The 14,113-nt window shown below is 72.7% G+C and carries 12 protein-coding genes; 8 read left to right on the top strand and 4 right to left on the bottom strand.

Annotation, left to right across the window (positions count from 1 at the left end):
* The first annotated feature begins 37 nt into the window (after positions 1-37).
* From ACX9TP_RS02085 to ACX9TP_RS02070, 4 genes are all read left to right on the top strand, one after another.
* The gene (locus tag ACX9TP_RS02085) at positions 38-1,336 is read left to right on the top strand and encodes an asparagine synthase-related protein (RefSeq protein WP_482978015.1); all 1,299 of its coding nucleotides are present in this window, start codon (positions 38-40) and stop codon (positions 1,334-1,336) included.
* On the top strand, positions 1,321-2,514 hold the full coding sequence (locus ACX9TP_RS02080) for a glycosyltransferase (RefSeq protein ID WP_482978014.1): 1,194 nt from the start codon (positions 1,321-1,323) through the stop codon (positions 2,512-2,514). The genes ACX9TP_RS02085 and ACX9TP_RS02080 overlap by 16 nt, the downstream gene beginning before the upstream one ends.
* Positions 2,511-3,461, top strand: a complete 951-nt coding sequence (locus tag ACX9TP_RS02075; RefSeq protein ID WP_482978013.1) for an ROK family protein — start codon at positions 2,511-2,513, stop codon at positions 3,459-3,461. Before ACX9TP_RS02080 ends, ACX9TP_RS02075 begins: the two co-directional genes overlap by 4 nt.
* A 74-nt stretch (positions 3,462-3,535) precedes the next feature.
* Positions 3,536-4,087: a GNAT family N-acetyltransferase gene (locus tag ACX9TP_RS02070; RefSeq protein WP_482978012.1), complete on the top strand. Its 552-nt coding sequence runs from the start codon at positions 3,536-3,538 to the stop codon at positions 4,085-4,087.
* 33 nt (positions 4,088-4,120) lie between these two features.
* Here ACX9TP_RS02070 and ACX9TP_RS02065 read toward each other — a convergent pair whose 3' ends face one another.
* Positions 4,121-4,660, bottom strand: a complete 540-nt coding sequence (locus tag ACX9TP_RS02065) for a pyridoxamine 5'-phosphate oxidase family protein (protein ID WP_482978011.1) — start codon at positions 4,658-4,660, stop codon at positions 4,121-4,123.
* A gap of 168 nt (positions 4,661-4,828) precedes the next feature.
* Here ACX9TP_RS02065 and ACX9TP_RS02060 point away from each other — a divergent pair, with 168 nt between their 5' ends.
* Positions 4,829-6,265, top strand: coding sequence for a hypothetical protein (locus ACX9TP_RS02060; protein ID WP_482978010.1), 1,437 nt, complete (start codon positions 4,829-4,831; stop codon positions 6,263-6,265).
* Positions 6,266-6,278: 13 nt separating this feature from the next.
* Here ACX9TP_RS02060 and ACX9TP_RS02055 read toward each other — a convergent pair whose 3' ends face one another.
* Together ACX9TP_RS02055 and ACX9TP_RS02050 are read right to left on the bottom strand one after the other, a co-directional pair.
* Positions 6,279-6,614: a hypothetical protein gene (locus ACX9TP_RS02055; protein WP_482978009.1), complete on the bottom strand. Its 336-nt coding sequence runs from the start codon at positions 6,612-6,614 to the stop codon at positions 6,279-6,281.
* Between the two features lie 76 nt (positions 6,615-6,690).
* Positions 6,691-7,920, bottom strand: a complete 1,230-nt coding sequence (locus tag ACX9TP_RS02050) for a helix-turn-helix domain-containing protein (RefSeq protein ID WP_482978008.1) — start codon at positions 7,918-7,920, stop codon at positions 6,691-6,693.
* Positions 7,921-8,239: 319 nt separating this feature from the next.
* Between ACX9TP_RS02050 and ACX9TP_RS02045 the strand changes: the two genes are divergently transcribed.
* Both ACX9TP_RS02045 and ACX9TP_RS02040 read left to right on the top strand, forming a co-directional pair.
* Positions 8,240-9,136, top strand: a complete 897-nt coding sequence (locus ACX9TP_RS02045; protein WP_482978007.1) for a S1C family serine protease — start codon at positions 8,240-8,242, stop codon at positions 9,134-9,136.
* Between the two features lie 21 nt (positions 9,137-9,157).
* A complete protein-coding gene (locus ACX9TP_RS02040; RefSeq protein WP_482978006.1) occupies positions 9,158-10,075 on the top strand; it encodes a S1C family serine protease in 918 nt (305 codons plus the stop codon).
* Positions 10,076-10,082: 7 nt separating this feature from the next.
* Here the strand turns inward: ACX9TP_RS02040 and ACX9TP_RS02035 are convergent, their stop codons facing one another.
* Positions 10,083-10,937: an SDR family oxidoreductase gene (locus ACX9TP_RS02035; protein ID WP_482978005.1), complete on the bottom strand. Its 855-nt coding sequence runs from the start codon at positions 10,935-10,937 to the stop codon at positions 10,083-10,085.
* Positions 10,938-11,185: 248 nt separating this feature from the next.
* Here ACX9TP_RS02035 and ACX9TP_RS02030 point away from each other — a divergent pair, with 248 nt between their 5' ends.
* A complete protein-coding gene (locus tag ACX9TP_RS02030) occupies positions 11,186-13,966 on the top strand; it encodes a sigma 54-interacting transcriptional regulator (protein ID WP_482978004.1) in 2,781 nt (926 codons plus the stop codon).
* Positions 13,967-14,113: the final 147 nt, after the last annotated feature.

The following is a 14,113-nucleotide window of genomic DNA, read 5'->3' as shown; positions in this document are numbered from 1 at the left end:
GGTTGCCCGGGCCCTCCGCGCTTGTCACAGTCCCTGCGTGTCCCACGCCCCCGGCGGCCCGCTCGCCACCCTGCCCCGCTACCTGCCTCGGGAAGACGCGCCCACGGCGGAGTCCGTGTGGCGACTCGCGCCGGAGGGCCTGGACCCGGAGGCCGTGGCCGCCTTCCTGCGGCACGGGCTGCCCCCGGAGGAGAGCCTGTTCCAGGACGTGGGGCGGATGCCGGTGATGCTGCCCCGGATGCGGCGCGCGGCGGTGCCCACCGGGGACGAAGGCAGGCTCGCCGAGGGCCTCCTGTCCGCCATTGGGGGCACCGTGCGGCACCGCGTCGCGGCCGGGGCGCGGGACGTCAGCCTGAGCGGCGGCGTGGACAGCGCGGCCCTCTGCCTGCTGGCCGCGGGCGCGGCGCCCGGGCAGGTGCGCGCCTGGACGATGGATGTCCACTTCGCCGACGCGGTGGAACGCCGGCACGCGAAGACGGTGGCGCGGCTGGCGGGTGTGGAGTGTGTCGATGTGCCCATCCCCGACGCCGCACTGCCGGACCTGTTCGAGCCCGCCGTCCTGAGCAATGAAACGCCCCTCATCAACGCCCGCGCCGTGGCCAGCTTCGCCTTCTACGCGGAGGCCCGGAGACACGGGGCCTCGGTGATGCTGAGCGGCGCGGGCGCGGACGAGGTGCTGCTGGGCAACCCGGAAGCGCTCGCCGGAGCACGGGCGCGGGTGGACGAGGACCGGCGCCTCGCCCGCGAGGTGCTGCGGCCCTCCGGTGTGGACGACCTGGGGACGGGTCACGACGCGGACCGTGCCCCCTGGGGCCTGGTCCCCGAGGACGTGCACCGCCCGGAAGAGGTCCGCTACGCGGCCTGGGTCCTGCGAGAGCTGGTGCTGCCTCCCGAGGTGAGGGGCGCACGGGCCCACGGCCTCACCGTGCTCACGCCGTATCTCGACGCGGACTTCATGGAGGTGGCGCTGGCACTGCCCGTGTCCGTGCTCGTGCGCGACGGAGTCGGCAAGTGGCTCTTCCGTCAGGCCGTGCGGGAGCTCGTCCCCGACGAGGTGCGCCTCGCGCGCAAGACGCCGCGCTACGCGCACACGGCCCTGTCCAGCCCCGTGCGTGAGCGCTGGCTGGAGCTGTACCGCGCGTGGCTCTCGCCCTCGCAGCTGGAGCCCCTGGCGGTCATCGACCCCGTCGCGGCGCTCGCCCTCCTGGAGCGCTACACCCGTCTGTCACCCGACGCTCCCGAGGCCAGCGGGATGGACCGGCTGTTGATGCGGCTCGTCTCCCTCGCCATGCTCCACGCGCACTGCGCCTCCCGCACCCCATGTCCCGAATCCTGATTGCCACCTCGCCCGAGAAGGGCCACCTCAACCCGATGATTGGCGTGGCGCAGTGGCTGCGCCGCCTGGGACATACCGTGGGCTGGCTGTGCATCCCCGAGCCCGCCCCGCAGCTCGCGAAGCTCGGCGTGGAGGTCCTCCACCTGCCCCACCCCGAAGCCCCGGCCCCCGCCATCGAGACGGGCGGCGAGGCCCTGGCGCGGCTCGTCCTCGACGAGGTGGCGCTGGGGAAGTGGATTCGCGGCCTGCTCATCGACGCGGTGCCCGCGCTGCTGGAGCCCGTGCGCCAGGCGGTCCGCGACTTCCGCCCGGACGTCATGGCGCTGGACGGGATGCAGTACTCCGCCGTGCTCGCCGCGCATGCGCTGGGCATTCCGTGGGCCGGGGTGTCCTCGGCGCTCTCGCTGCTGGAGCCGCCCATGGACTACGGCCTCAAGCGCAACGTGCGCGCGCTGGCGCCGGAGCGGCAGGCGCTGTTCACCCGGCACGGCTTCGACGCGCGCTTCCGCAACTGCGAGTGCCTCTCGCCGCGCCTCAACGTCATCTTCGCCACCGAGGCCTTCCTGGGCCCGGACGCCGGAGTGCCGCCCGCCACGCACCTCGTCGGCCCCTCGAATCCGCTCGCCGAGCGCGGTGACGAGGTGGACTTCCCCTGGGAGCGGCTGGGCACGAAGCCGGTGGTGTACGTGTCCTTCGGCAGCCAGATTTCGTGGCAGCCGGAGCTGTTCCGCACCCTCGCCGAGGCCGCCGCCCCGCTCGGCGTCACGCTGGTGCTCAGCGCGGGCGAGCTGGCCGACACGGACTTCTCCCGCTCGCTGCCCGGGGACGTGGTCGCCGTGCCGTACGTGCCGCAGCGCCAGCTCCTGCCGCGAGCCTCGGCCTTCGTCTCGCATGGCGGGGCCAACTCGGTGATGGAGGCGCTGACGGCGGGGGTGCCGATGCTGCTGTTGCCTATCTGCAACGACCAGCCCATCCAGGCGCACTTCCTCACGAAGTCGGGAGCGGGGCTCGCGCTGGAGCCGCGCACGCTCACGGTGGAGGCGTGCCGCGCCGCGCTCCGCCAGCTCCTGGAGCCCGGCACGCCGCTGCGGCAGAAGCTGGCCGCCATCTCCGCCACCTACCAGGCGCGCGACGGGGCGAAGGAGGCCGCCGAGCGCATCGCCGGGCTCGCGGCATGAGCCGGAACGCGCACGGCTGGGACGTCCGGCGCCATGTGCCCGAGGGCGTGACTTCGCTGGAGGTGTGGAACCTCCCGGTGCTCGGGCACGAGTTGTGGGAGCTGCTCGGCGCCACGCGGGTGGAGCGGGACAGGAGCGAGGGAGTCCCCGAGTCGATGCTCGCCTTCCACCTGCTCCCCGTGCTCGCCGGAGCGCTGGCGGAACTGGTGCCCCGGCATGACGCGGACGCGGTGTGGCTCAGCGGCGGGCTGGCGTGTCTCGAAGGCTTCGCGGAGCTGGTGGAGGAGAGCACCGCGTCGCTCCCCTTCCCCGTGTACGTCGCGGAGGACCCGGCCTTCGCCCCCGCGCGCGCGGGCCTGCGCCTGCTGGAGCCGCTGCGGCCTGAGCGCCCGGTGGCACTCGACGTGGGGCAGACCCGCATCAAGTGCGCGAGCCCGGACGGACAGGGCGTCTTCGAGCGGGACACCACGGAGCTGCCGTTCCTCCTCATAGGCACGCCGCGCCCGGAGGACGGCCACCACGTAGCAGCGGCGGTGCGCTTCATCGGAGGCGCCCTGCGCACGTTCGTGGCGCAGTCGGTGCCTCCGCACACGACGCATGAAGCAGCGGCGCCCGGTGCGCGTGGCAGCGCGGCGGCTCCGAGCAGGGCCGCGCGAGCTGGTGCGGGCACTCCGGACGCGCTGTGTCTCGCGCTCCCATGCCCGCTGGATGCCGCGCTCGTGCCCGGCGGCTGCACCTATGGCTGGGAAGGACACTCGCCGCTGGTGGCGGACCTGCTCCACGCCGCCGGGCTCACGGCGCCGGAGGGGGGCGGCACGGTGCTGGTGCTCAACGACGCGGAGCTGGCCGCGGAGGCCGCGCGCCATGACCCGCGTCTCGACGGCAGCAGGCGCGTGCTGTGCCTCACGCTCGGGTTCGGCCCGGGAGGGGCGCTGCTCGAGCGCTGAGGGCGCCGAATCGGAGGACGCAGCGCCCGGACATGGATAGTGTCCCCCGACTCCAGGCCAGAGGAGGAGTGCCCATGCCCGCAACCGCCATCCCCACCGTCGAGACCGAGCGCCTCATCCTGCAGGGCCACAGCCTCGAGGACTTCGAGGAGTGCCTCGCGATGTGGGCCGACCCCACGGTCGTGCGCTACATCAGCGGCAAGCCGTCCACGCGCGAGGAGATGTGGGCCCGGCTCCTGCGCTACGTGGGCCACTGGGACCTGCTGGGCTACGGCTTCTGGGTGGTGCGCGAGAAGGCCACGGGCCGCCTCGTGGGCGAGGTCGGCCTGGGCGACTTCCACCGCGACATGCAGCCGCCGCTGGGCGACACGCCCGAGGCCGGCTGGGTGCTGACGCCCGGCTCTCACGGCAAGGGCTACGCCACCGAGGCGGTGCGCGCGGCCCTCGCCTGGGCCGACACCCGCTTCGGTCCCCAGCGCGTGGTGTGCATCATCTCCCCCGAGAACGCAGCCTCCATCCGCGTCGCCGGCAAGTGCGGCTTCCGGCAGACGGGGCAGGCCGTCTACAAGGGCGAGCCCTCGCTCACGTTCGAGCGCCTGCCACCCACGGGCCCGGCCACCCGGTGAAGCACGGGGTGGCCGGACGCCGCGTCCGGGCGCTCAGTGCTGGAGGTCCAGCTCCTTCTTCGGCGCGGGCTCGGGGCGCTGCTTCGTCACCAGGGCCTTGGCGGTGCTGAAGAGGACCTTGAGCTTGCCTCCCGCGGGGTGGACGTACTCGGCGTGCTCGGGGACGAAGCGCAGCAGGGCGATGTCGCCCTCGTCGGGGCCCTTGGGGAACCACGGCTTCCAGTCCGCCTCCCACAAGTCGTGGATGACCTTCCGGTCGCGGACGATTTCCACGGTGCCCGAGACGGAGAGGTACGTGGCGCTGTTCTCGGTGGAGTGGAAGGCGAGCGAGCAGTGCGGGTCCGTCTCCAGGTCATGCACCTTCTGCGTGTCCACCCAGGTGGCGAACCAGATTTCGGCGCCGGACTTGCGCTTCTTCGACAGGGCCATGGGGCGCGTGTGGAAGTGCCCGTCGGTGCCTCGCGTGGTGAGGAGCGCTACGTCGTAGTCCTTCAGCAGGGCCTCGAACTCGTGGCGGTCTCCCGGAGCGACTCCCTGCGCCGGCTTCGTCGTACTCTCACGCGTCTGTTCCATGGGCTCACCTCGCGTTCGATTCCAGGATGGAGCTTCGCGGAATCGGAAAGGGGACCCAAGACAAGCTAGGAATGCCCTCGCCCAGTGTGAGCCACGGGGCGAGAGGAGAGCGCATCGCCCGCACGGCTGGCTGGTGGCCGGGCCCGGCTCTCGCTGAAGATGGGGGGCATGAGACTGCGCTCCTGCCTCGTCCTCCTCGCCAGCCTCGTGTCCGCGTGTAGCGCGCACCAGGCCCCCGCCATGACACCGGCGGCTGACTCCGCTCCGGCCCCCGAGCCCCGCTATGTCGTGGGCATGCTCCCGATGCGCCTCGCGACGCCCGAGGTCTTCGCGGAGGCCCAGGCGCACGACCAGCGCATCCGCGCCGCGCTCCAGGGACTCATCGCGAACACGCCCATCGACCTGGTGCAGCCCGTCCTGCGGGCGCCCGCGAACCTCGAGGAGGCCCGTGCGCGGGCTGCCGAGGCGAAGGTGAACACGCTCGTCTGGGGCGAGGTGTCGCGGGAGGGCAACACGCTCACCGTCAAGATGAACAGCTACGAGTCGACGGTGGATGCGCCCTCCAGCTTCTGGCCCATGGCGTACGACTCCAGCACTGGGAAGGCCCGCGAGCAGCTCGACCTGGACGCGCTGCGACTCGGACAGGCCATCATGCAGGAGGCGCTGCTGCCGATGATGATGCGAGACCAGCCGTCGAACGTGCGCGCGACGCTGGAGGCGCTGGTGTCGAAGCACCCACAGGACTGGGTGGAGTGGAACCGGGACATCATCGAGCGCCGCTGGGGGATGCTGGGGCGCCTGACGCGGGACGGGGCGCTGACGGAGAAGGGCTACCGGGGCGCGCTGGCGGACGTGGCGGCGTGGCGTGCGAACCACGAGGCGACGCCGAGCACGAATGCGAAGGAGGCCTTCTACAGCGTGGGCCTCGCGAGGGGCTTCCTGCTGCAAGGGCGGCCCCAGGCCGCGGTGGACACGCTGGAGCCCATCGTGAAGCGCATGCCCGGGGACATGGAGTCACGGCTGGTGCTCGCCCGCGCGCAACTGGCGACGGGGGACACGCAGCAGCCCACGGTGGTGCTGCATCCGCTGGTGGACGAGGGGAAGAGCCCGGCGGCGGCGCGCATGTACGTGGCGGCGGTGGTGTCGTCGTACAGCGGGGCGGAGCAGGCGAACACGGCGCTGGACCGGCTCGTGGAGAAGAGCCCGGATGACACCATGGCGTGGCTGCTGCGCTACCTGACCGCACCGGGAGCCGCGCGGCTGGCGGAGCTGCGGGCCTTCACGGCTGCGCATGCGTCGGCGGACTGGCCGCTGCCGGTGGCGCGTCACTTCACGGGCGAGCTGGACGAGCAGAAGCTGTGGGCGGCGACGAAGGACGCGGACTCGCACATGGAGCGCATCCGCCGCATCCAGGTGCACTACTACCTGGGCGAGGCGGCCCTGGCGGGGCGGCTGCCGGGGCACGAGGGCCATCCGGACAAGCGCGCGGCGCAGCGGCACTTCGAGGCCGCCATCGCCACGCACGCGTTCCACCATCCGACGTATGACCTCGCGGACTTCCAGCTCGAACAGCTCCGCAGGGGCCCGGTGGCGGCCGGGCGCTGAGCCCACGGCGCGGCTACCACCAGATGGGTGCGCGCTGGGGAACGAAGCGGGCGCAGTACCATGCGGACAGCTCGTCCGAGGCCCGCTTCGTCAGTCCGTGTCCAGCGCGCAGCACCGCCAGGAAGCCATGCCAGGAGACGACACGGCCGTGCAGCTCCTCGATGCCGCGGTGGAGCGCCCTGCGGTCGTTGAGGACAGCCGTCACGTCCCCGTGGTGAAAGGCGTAGGCGATGACCGAGTGCTCACCGAGTCCCTCGGTCGGGGGCGGAAGCTGAAGCTGGACGAGCGTCCGCGCCTCGGGACTCTGCGGTGTCAGCATCATGGGCGTGCCTGCAATCGCCCGCAGCATGTCGTCGGCTTCCTTCACCAACCTGGGCGCGGCACCGTTCAACCGGGCGTTGACCGTCAGCTCGTCCCAGACCGTGTCAGTGATGACGACGGGAAGCGGGCCCAGCCTTTCCAGAGTCCCCGCGTGGCCCGCCCGCTGGATGTTGGCCAGGATGTCCGTATCCACCACGTACCGCTTCATGCAGAGAGCGCTCCTCCAGGGAGCCACCAAGCAACTCTCGTGCACGGCTTGCGGAGATGATGTCCCGGGAGTGGGCCTCCAGCGCTCTGCGCTCCAGGCCGTCGAAGTGGGATGCTTCCTCGAAGCCCGACAGCGGGGCTTCATCCGGTGTGGTCAGCAGGGCCTCGACGGTCTCCGCTGAGCGGAAGTAACGGAGGTTGTAGAGGTGCCAGGCCATGGCCGGGAAGCTGAGGCCGAAGCGTGTGCGGGCCCGGGTGACGAGCGCCTTCGCCTCCGCGAGCCCGTACCCCTCTGCCTTCGCGGGCCCCAGCTCCCGCCGCACCGCTTCCTCGGGCGCGAGCAGCATGGCGGCGAAGGCGTTGGCCCGCTTCTCTTCTGGCGGGTTCTCCATCCAGAAGCCCGAACTCTCGAAGCGCCCCTCGTCCATGGTGACGCCGCTGTCGGAGAGGTCGAGCAGTTGATGGGCCAGCTCGTGCGCGAGGACGAAGCGGTAGACGGGCTCGCGCTCGATGCGGGTGTTGATGACAATCAGGCGTGCTCGCCCGGAGCGGCAGCTGGCGCCGAGCACCGAGGCCTGCTCGAAACAGTGCCGCAGGACGAGGATGTCGAAGCGGGCTTCCACCAATCGCGTCAGTCCGCGCAAAGGCCCCTGGCGCTCGGGGAGCAGGGCGCGTACCTGGAGCGCGCTCGAGCAACCCGCGCGATGCGCGTTCCTCGTGGGCGCGGACTTCGGGTGGAAGCCGTCCGCGAGTCGCTCGACGCGCAGGAGGTCTCCGAGCAATGAGAAGGCCTGGGCCTTCTGGAGTCCCCTCGCGAGCGCTTCGCCATCCTTGGGCGACAGAGCAGCGCCCACGGAGCGGCCCTTCAAGAGGACCCCGGGCTCGACGGGCGCCCGCTCCTGCGGAGCCGACGTGTGCAGGAAGGCCGTGGGAGAAACACCGAGGGCGCTCGCCAGCCGTGTCAGCGCCCCCGCGCCCAGCGATCCATCTCCCTGCTCGAAGCCCTCGATGAGTCGAGCGGGCACTGCCGTGCGAGCGGCCAGAGCGTCGATATCGAGCCCCGACTCCCTCCTCCGCCACGACAGCCGTCGTCCCAGCTCCTTCAGTGCCTCCGCCTGACTCTCCATGCCTCCACGCCCTTCCTTCATGTGCGGCCAGGTCCGCCGCCAGCCTGCCTACCTGTCACGTTTCCCTTCCATACGACAGTATAGGCAGCCCCTGACATGATGACTCCAACCTCCAGGGTTCCGCTCACGCCGCCGCTGTTGCCTGACATGCAGTGAGTTTCGCAAGGCGGGCTGACCCCAGCCGTCCCCATCCGAACCACCAGCCCCCACCCCCAGATGGCCAGCCGACCTACCCGAACGGGTAGCTCCGCGTCCTGCCCGGTCCGCCGATGTGGCGCCCTTTCGAGGCCTTTACCTTGAGCCTCGAAAGGAATCCGCCATGTCCACCGACCTCCAGTCCCTCTCCCAGTCCCTCGCCTCCGTCGTCGAGCGCGTCGCCCCCAGCATCGTCCGCGTCGAGGCGCGCCGCCGTCGCGGGGCCTCGGGCATCGTCTGGGGCGCCGAGGGCCTCATCGTCACCACCAGCCACGCCGTCGAGCACGAGGGCCACATCCAGGTGGGCCTCGCCGACGGCCGCACCGTCTCCGCCGAGCTCATCGGCCGTGACGCCAGCACCGACCTCGCCCTCCTCAAGGCCGAGGCCTCCAGCCTCACCCCGCTCCCGCCGGCCCCGCTCGACGAGGTGAAGGTCGGCCACCTCGTCGTCACCGTCGCCCGTCCAGGACGCACCGCGCGCGCCACGCTCGGCATGGTCAGCACCCACGGCGAGGGCTGGCGCACCCACGCCGGGGGCCGCGTGGACCGCTACCTCGAAACCGACGCGGACCTCCCGCCCGGCTTCTCCGGCGGCGCGCTGGTGGACACGCAGGGCCGCCTCGTGGGCCTGCTCACCGCGGCCTTCTCGCGCACGGCCGCCGTCGTCATCCCCGGCGACACCCTCACCCGCGTGACGGCCGCGCTGAAGGAGCACGGCGGCGTGCGCCGGGGCTACCTCGGCGTGGGCGCGTACCCCGTGCGCATCCCCCAGCACCTCGTGGAGCGCGCCGGCACCGAGGCCGGCCTCGTCTTCCTCTCCGTGGACCCGGACGGCCCCGCGCACAAGGCGGGCCTGCTCCTCGGCGACGTGCTGGTGAGCCTGGGCGGCCAGTCGCTGCACCGCGTGGAGGACCTGCTCGGCTACCTGGGCGACGAGAAGGTGGGCACCACCGTCCAGGCCCGCGTGCTGCGCGCCGGTGAGCTGCGCGAGGTGCCCATCACCGTGGGCAAGCGCTCCTGACGTGAAGGAAGGAATGACACGATGAAACTCCTGCAACAGTTCTCCGATGACCTGGAGTCCCTCGTGGAGCGCGCCTCGCCCGCCGTGGTGGGCGTGGAGCACTCGCGAGGCCACGGCACCGGGCTCTTCCTCACGCCTGACGGCTACGTCCTCACCAACCGCCACGTGGTGATGCGCAACCCGCGCGGCCTCACCGTGCAGCTCTCCAACGGCGAGGAGCTCCGAGGCACCCTCGTGGGCGGAGACGCCCCCACGGACCTCGCGGTGGTCCGCGCCGAGGGCACCGACTTCCCCACCCTGCCGCTGGCCGACCCGCGGTCCGTGCGCGTGGGCCAGTTGGTGATGGCGATTGGCAACCCGTTCCGGCTGGAGCAGTCGGTGTCCATGGGCGTGGTGAGCGCCATCAACCGCAGCCTCACGCTGCCCAACGGCGTCATGCTGGAGGGCATGCTCCAGACGGACGCCGCCATCAACCCGGGCAACTCGGGCGGGCCGCTCATCAACACGCGCGGGCAGGTGGTGGGGCTCAACACGCTGGTGCTGCCGTACGCGCAGGGCATCGGCTTCGCGGTGGGCGCGGCCACGGCGGCGTGGGTGGCCAGCCTGCTCATCCAGCGCGGCAAGGTGGAGCGGCGCTTCCTCGGCATCGCCGCCACGGCGGTGAACCTGGACACGCGGCTGGCGCAGGACACGGGCCAGCCGCGCGCGGTGAAGGTGCTCAAGGTGCAGGACGGCACCCCTGCTTACGACGCCGGGCTCCAGGTGGACGACCTGCTGCTGGCCATCAACCGCAAGACGGTGGGCAGCGTGGACGACCTGCAGCGCCTGATGGCCCTGGCCACGGATGAGGAGGTGACGCTCGACATCCTCCGCAAGGGGGGCGGCCGGAAGAAGCTCTCCGCCCGCACCCGCCCGCGCGTGGAGCCCGTGGCCGCGTGAATGCGCGTCACTTGAAAGCGGCGGCGTGCCTCCGAGCCCAGTCGGCGAACGTCCCCGCCTTGCGGCCCACCACCTTCTGCACGGTGTCCGTCACCGTGGCCGTCCTGCCCGCCTTCATCGCCGCGAGCAGGTCCAGCAGCGCGTCCACGTAGGCCCCCGGCATGCCCGTGCCCGCCATGGCCTGCTTCGCGGCCTCGGGTGGCACGTCCACGAACTTCACCTCGCGCCCGAGCGCCTTCGTCAACACGGCCGCCTGCTCCGCGCTGGACAGGGCCTCGGGGCCGGTCAGCGTGTACGCCTTGCCCTCATGGCCCGGCTCGGTGAGCGCCTTCACCGCCACCGCGCCGACGTCCGCCGGGTCGATGACGGACGTCTTTCCCTCGCCCGTGGGCTCATAGAAGGCGCCCTGCCCCTTGATGCTGCCGATGTTGCCGAGCATGTTGCTCATGAAGTTGACGGGCCGCAGGAACGTCCACGCCAGGCCGGACGCCTCCAGCTGCTTCTCCACGGGGCGGTGCCAGCGGGCGAAGGTAATCGCCTCCTCCTGCGCGCCGAGCACCGACAGCTTCACCACGTGCTTCACGCCCGCCTTCTTCGCGGCGTCGACCGCCTTCGCCTCCAGCGCCTGCCCGTCCACGCCGGACCCGACGAGGAACAACTTCTCCACACCCTGCATCGCCCGCTCCAGCGAAGCCGCGTCGCCGAGGTCGCCCTTCACGATGTCCGCCTTGCCCTCGAACTCGCGCGCCTTCGCCGGGTCTCGCACCAGGAGGCGGGGCCGGACGCCCGCCGCGATGAGCTGCCGCGCCACTTCACCGCCGATGGTGCCCGTGGAACCTGTCACCAGAATCGTGCCTGCCATTGCGGCCTCCTCATGAGGGATGAACGCGCCCACCAGAAGGCAGCCCCGGGGCCGTGGCAATGCACCCCGGGGCAGGGTGTCCTCCCGTTACCTGTCGCCCCGCGGGGCCTGCCCAGCTCCATTGACGTTCCTCCCCGCGTCTACCGCTTCGGCTGGACGTCCAGCGCCACCGGCCCGTCCCACGGCGACTGACTCGGCAACCCGCCCTGGATTTGCCAGCCTCTCCCGATTGCGGGGAGGCTGAGGCCGTGACGACACCTCCGGACCTGCTCGCCCCCTTCTTCCGTCCCGAGCGCCGGGCGCGCGCCCTCCAGCGGCGCCTCGCTGTCCTCTCCTCCTGCGCGCTGCCCGAGCCCGTGACGGTGGCGGCGCTGAGCGAGGCGCTCGGCGAGGACCTGGAGGAAGGCGTGGAGCTGGCGTGCGAGCACGGCATGTGCCGGGTGCTGCCTGGCGGCGAGGTGACTCCCGCCGGGCACGCGGTGCTGGACATGGCCGTCACCCTGCTGGAGGTGCCACGGGTGACGGCCACGCTCGGCCGGCTCGCCGCGCTGGCCCCGGACGAGGACACGCGGCTGTTGCTATGGCTCGCCGCGGACCCGACGGAGGAGGGACGCCGCCGCCTGGAGGCGCAAGCCCCGGGCCGCGCCGCGGGCATGGCGGCCGGACTGCGCCACGTGCTGGACACCCCTGGGACGCAGCCCGCGCCCGCGCCGTGGGACGCGAGTCCCTGGGGCGCCGAGGCGCGGCGGGTGAGCGCGCTGCTGGCCACGGCCGCGCACGTGCTGGTGCGCATGGGACGGCGCGCGGCGGGCCGGGCGCTGGTGGCCTGGGCGCTGGGGCCGGAGGGGCTCACCGGGCGCGTGTCGTCACACCACGGCTTCCTCGCGCCCACGCACGTCCAGTTCCTCCTGGACACGGGGCGCCGCGAGGAGGGCGCCGCCTTCGCTCGCGAGGCCCAGGCGCGCCTCACCGCGCCCGAGGACACCTTCTCCCGCCTCATGCTGAAGGCGCTGGAGGGGCGCGTCGCCATCGACGGAGGAGAGGAGGCGCTGGCCCGCCGCCTGTTCACACAGGTGGAGCTGCAGGCGCGCGCCGCGGGGCTGGAGGACCTGGTAGGCCTCGCCAGGGTGGCCTTCGCCACGCTGGCGCGCCGCGCGGACCAGAACACCGCCGCGATTCAGCTCTGCCAGGCGGCGCTGGAGCTGTTCCTCGGGGACGAGCCCTTCGAGGCGCTCGCGCTGCACAACCTGGGGCTCGCGCTCTCGAAGGACGGGCGGCATCTGGAGGCCCGGGCCGCGCTCACCCGCTCGCTGGAGGGGCTGGACATCCCCTTCCAGCAGCTCACCGCGTGGCCGCAGGCCATCGCCACCGACTGCTTCCTCGGCGACACGACCGAGGCGGCGCGCAAGCTGGAGGCCTTCACCGCGCTCGTCGCGGACACGCCGCAGGCGCGGCTGGCGCTCGGGCTGTGCCGGGCCCACCTCCAGTGCGCACGCGGCGAGTGGGAGGACGCGCTGCGCACGCTGGACGGCCCGCACGTCGGCGACGAGACGGCGCAGAACCCGCTCTACGCCGTGCCCGCGGGCTGGCTGCGCGTGGAGGCGCTGCTCGCCGTGGGGCGTCCCGAGGAAGCCGCGAAGGTGCTGGCCGGGCTGACGCGAGACCTCTACCTGAGCAACCTCTCCACACAGCCCACGGGGCCGCACCTGCTGGATGCGCGGGTGGCCTTCGCCAACGGAGACCGGGCGCGGGCGCGGCGGGCCTTGCGGCGGGCCTCCCTCCACCCGGAGGCGCTGCGCATGCAGGACTTCGAGCTGCGCGCGCGGGTGCTGGACCATCAGCTCGCCAGCACCGAGCCGGGAGAGGCCCCGCGCGAGCGCACCCGCCGCGCCGCGCTGGAGGCCTGGCAGGCCCTCACCGAGCCGCTGCCTCCGGAGGCCCGTGCCCGCTTCCGCCGCGCGTATGACCGGCCGCAGCTGCTGTCGCTGCTGGGTGAGGCGCAGGAGGAGGCGGCGGAGGCGCTGCCCTATCTGCGCGGCAACTCCTCCGCCTTCCGCGCCGCCGTGTCCCGGCTGCGCCGCGTGGCGGCCTCGGACGCGAGCATCCTCCTGCTCGGGGAAACGGGCGTGGGCAAGGAGCTGGCGGCGCGCGCCATCCACGACTTCTCGCGCCGGGCGGGCAGCCCCTTCGTGGCCGTCAACTGCGCCGCCATCAACGACGAGCTGCTCCTGTCGGACCTGTTCGGCCACGAGCGGGGCGCCTTCACGGGCGCGGCCACGCGCCACCGGGGCCGCTTCGAGCAGGCCCATGGGGGGACGCTCTTCCTGGACGAGGTGGCGGACATCAGCCCACGCGGGCAGGCGGCGCTGCTGCGCGCGCTCCAGGAGAAGACCTTCGAGCGGGTGGGCGGTGGCGAGCCGGTGCGCGTGGACGTGCGCATCATCGCCGCGTCCAACCGGGACCTCGCGGACGCGGTGCGCGTGGACGGCTTCCGGCAGGACCTCTTCTTCCGGCTCAACGGCATCCAGGTGGTGCTGCCGCCCCTGCGCGAGCGGGGGGACGACGTGCTGCTGCTGGCGCGACACTTCCTGGAGGAGGCCGCCCGTGAGCGCGGTGGAGAGCCCAAGCACCTGTCCGCCGAGGCCGAGCGCCTGCTGCGCGCCCACCCCTGGCCGGGCAACGTGCGCGAGCTGCGCAACGGAGTGCAGGCCGCGGACGTGTTGTCCGAGTCGCCCGCCATCTCCGCCTCGGTGCTCGCGCCGCTGCTGCAGCGGGGCCTGGCGTGCGCGGAGTCCCGCCCGGGCGTGACGGCGGGGGCGCCAGACGCCTACGCCCTCTTCCTCCAGCACGGAGGCACGCTGAGACGCTTCCTCGCGGACCTCCAGCGCGGGTGCATCGAGCGGTGCCTGGTGGAGAACGACGGCAACGTGGCGGCCACCGCGGCGCAGCTCGGCATCTCCCGCTCGCGGCTGACGCAGGTGGTGCTGTCCGACGCGGAGCTGCGCCGGCTGGCGGGCCGCGACGGCTGAGCGCCCCGAATCGCCTGGCGCCAGGAGGCTCGCGGGGGTGCGGCCCGACGTGGCGCCGCGCCGGCTGGCGGGCATGGGACACGCCCGCGATGCCGCATCGTGCGACGCGAAGCGACCGACGGGTGGACACCGCACAACGTCACGTCT

The sequence above is a fragment of the Pyxidicoccus sp. M15 genome (genome assembly GCF_056858435.1).
This window is presented reverse-complemented; position numbering and strand designations above follow the sequence as displayed.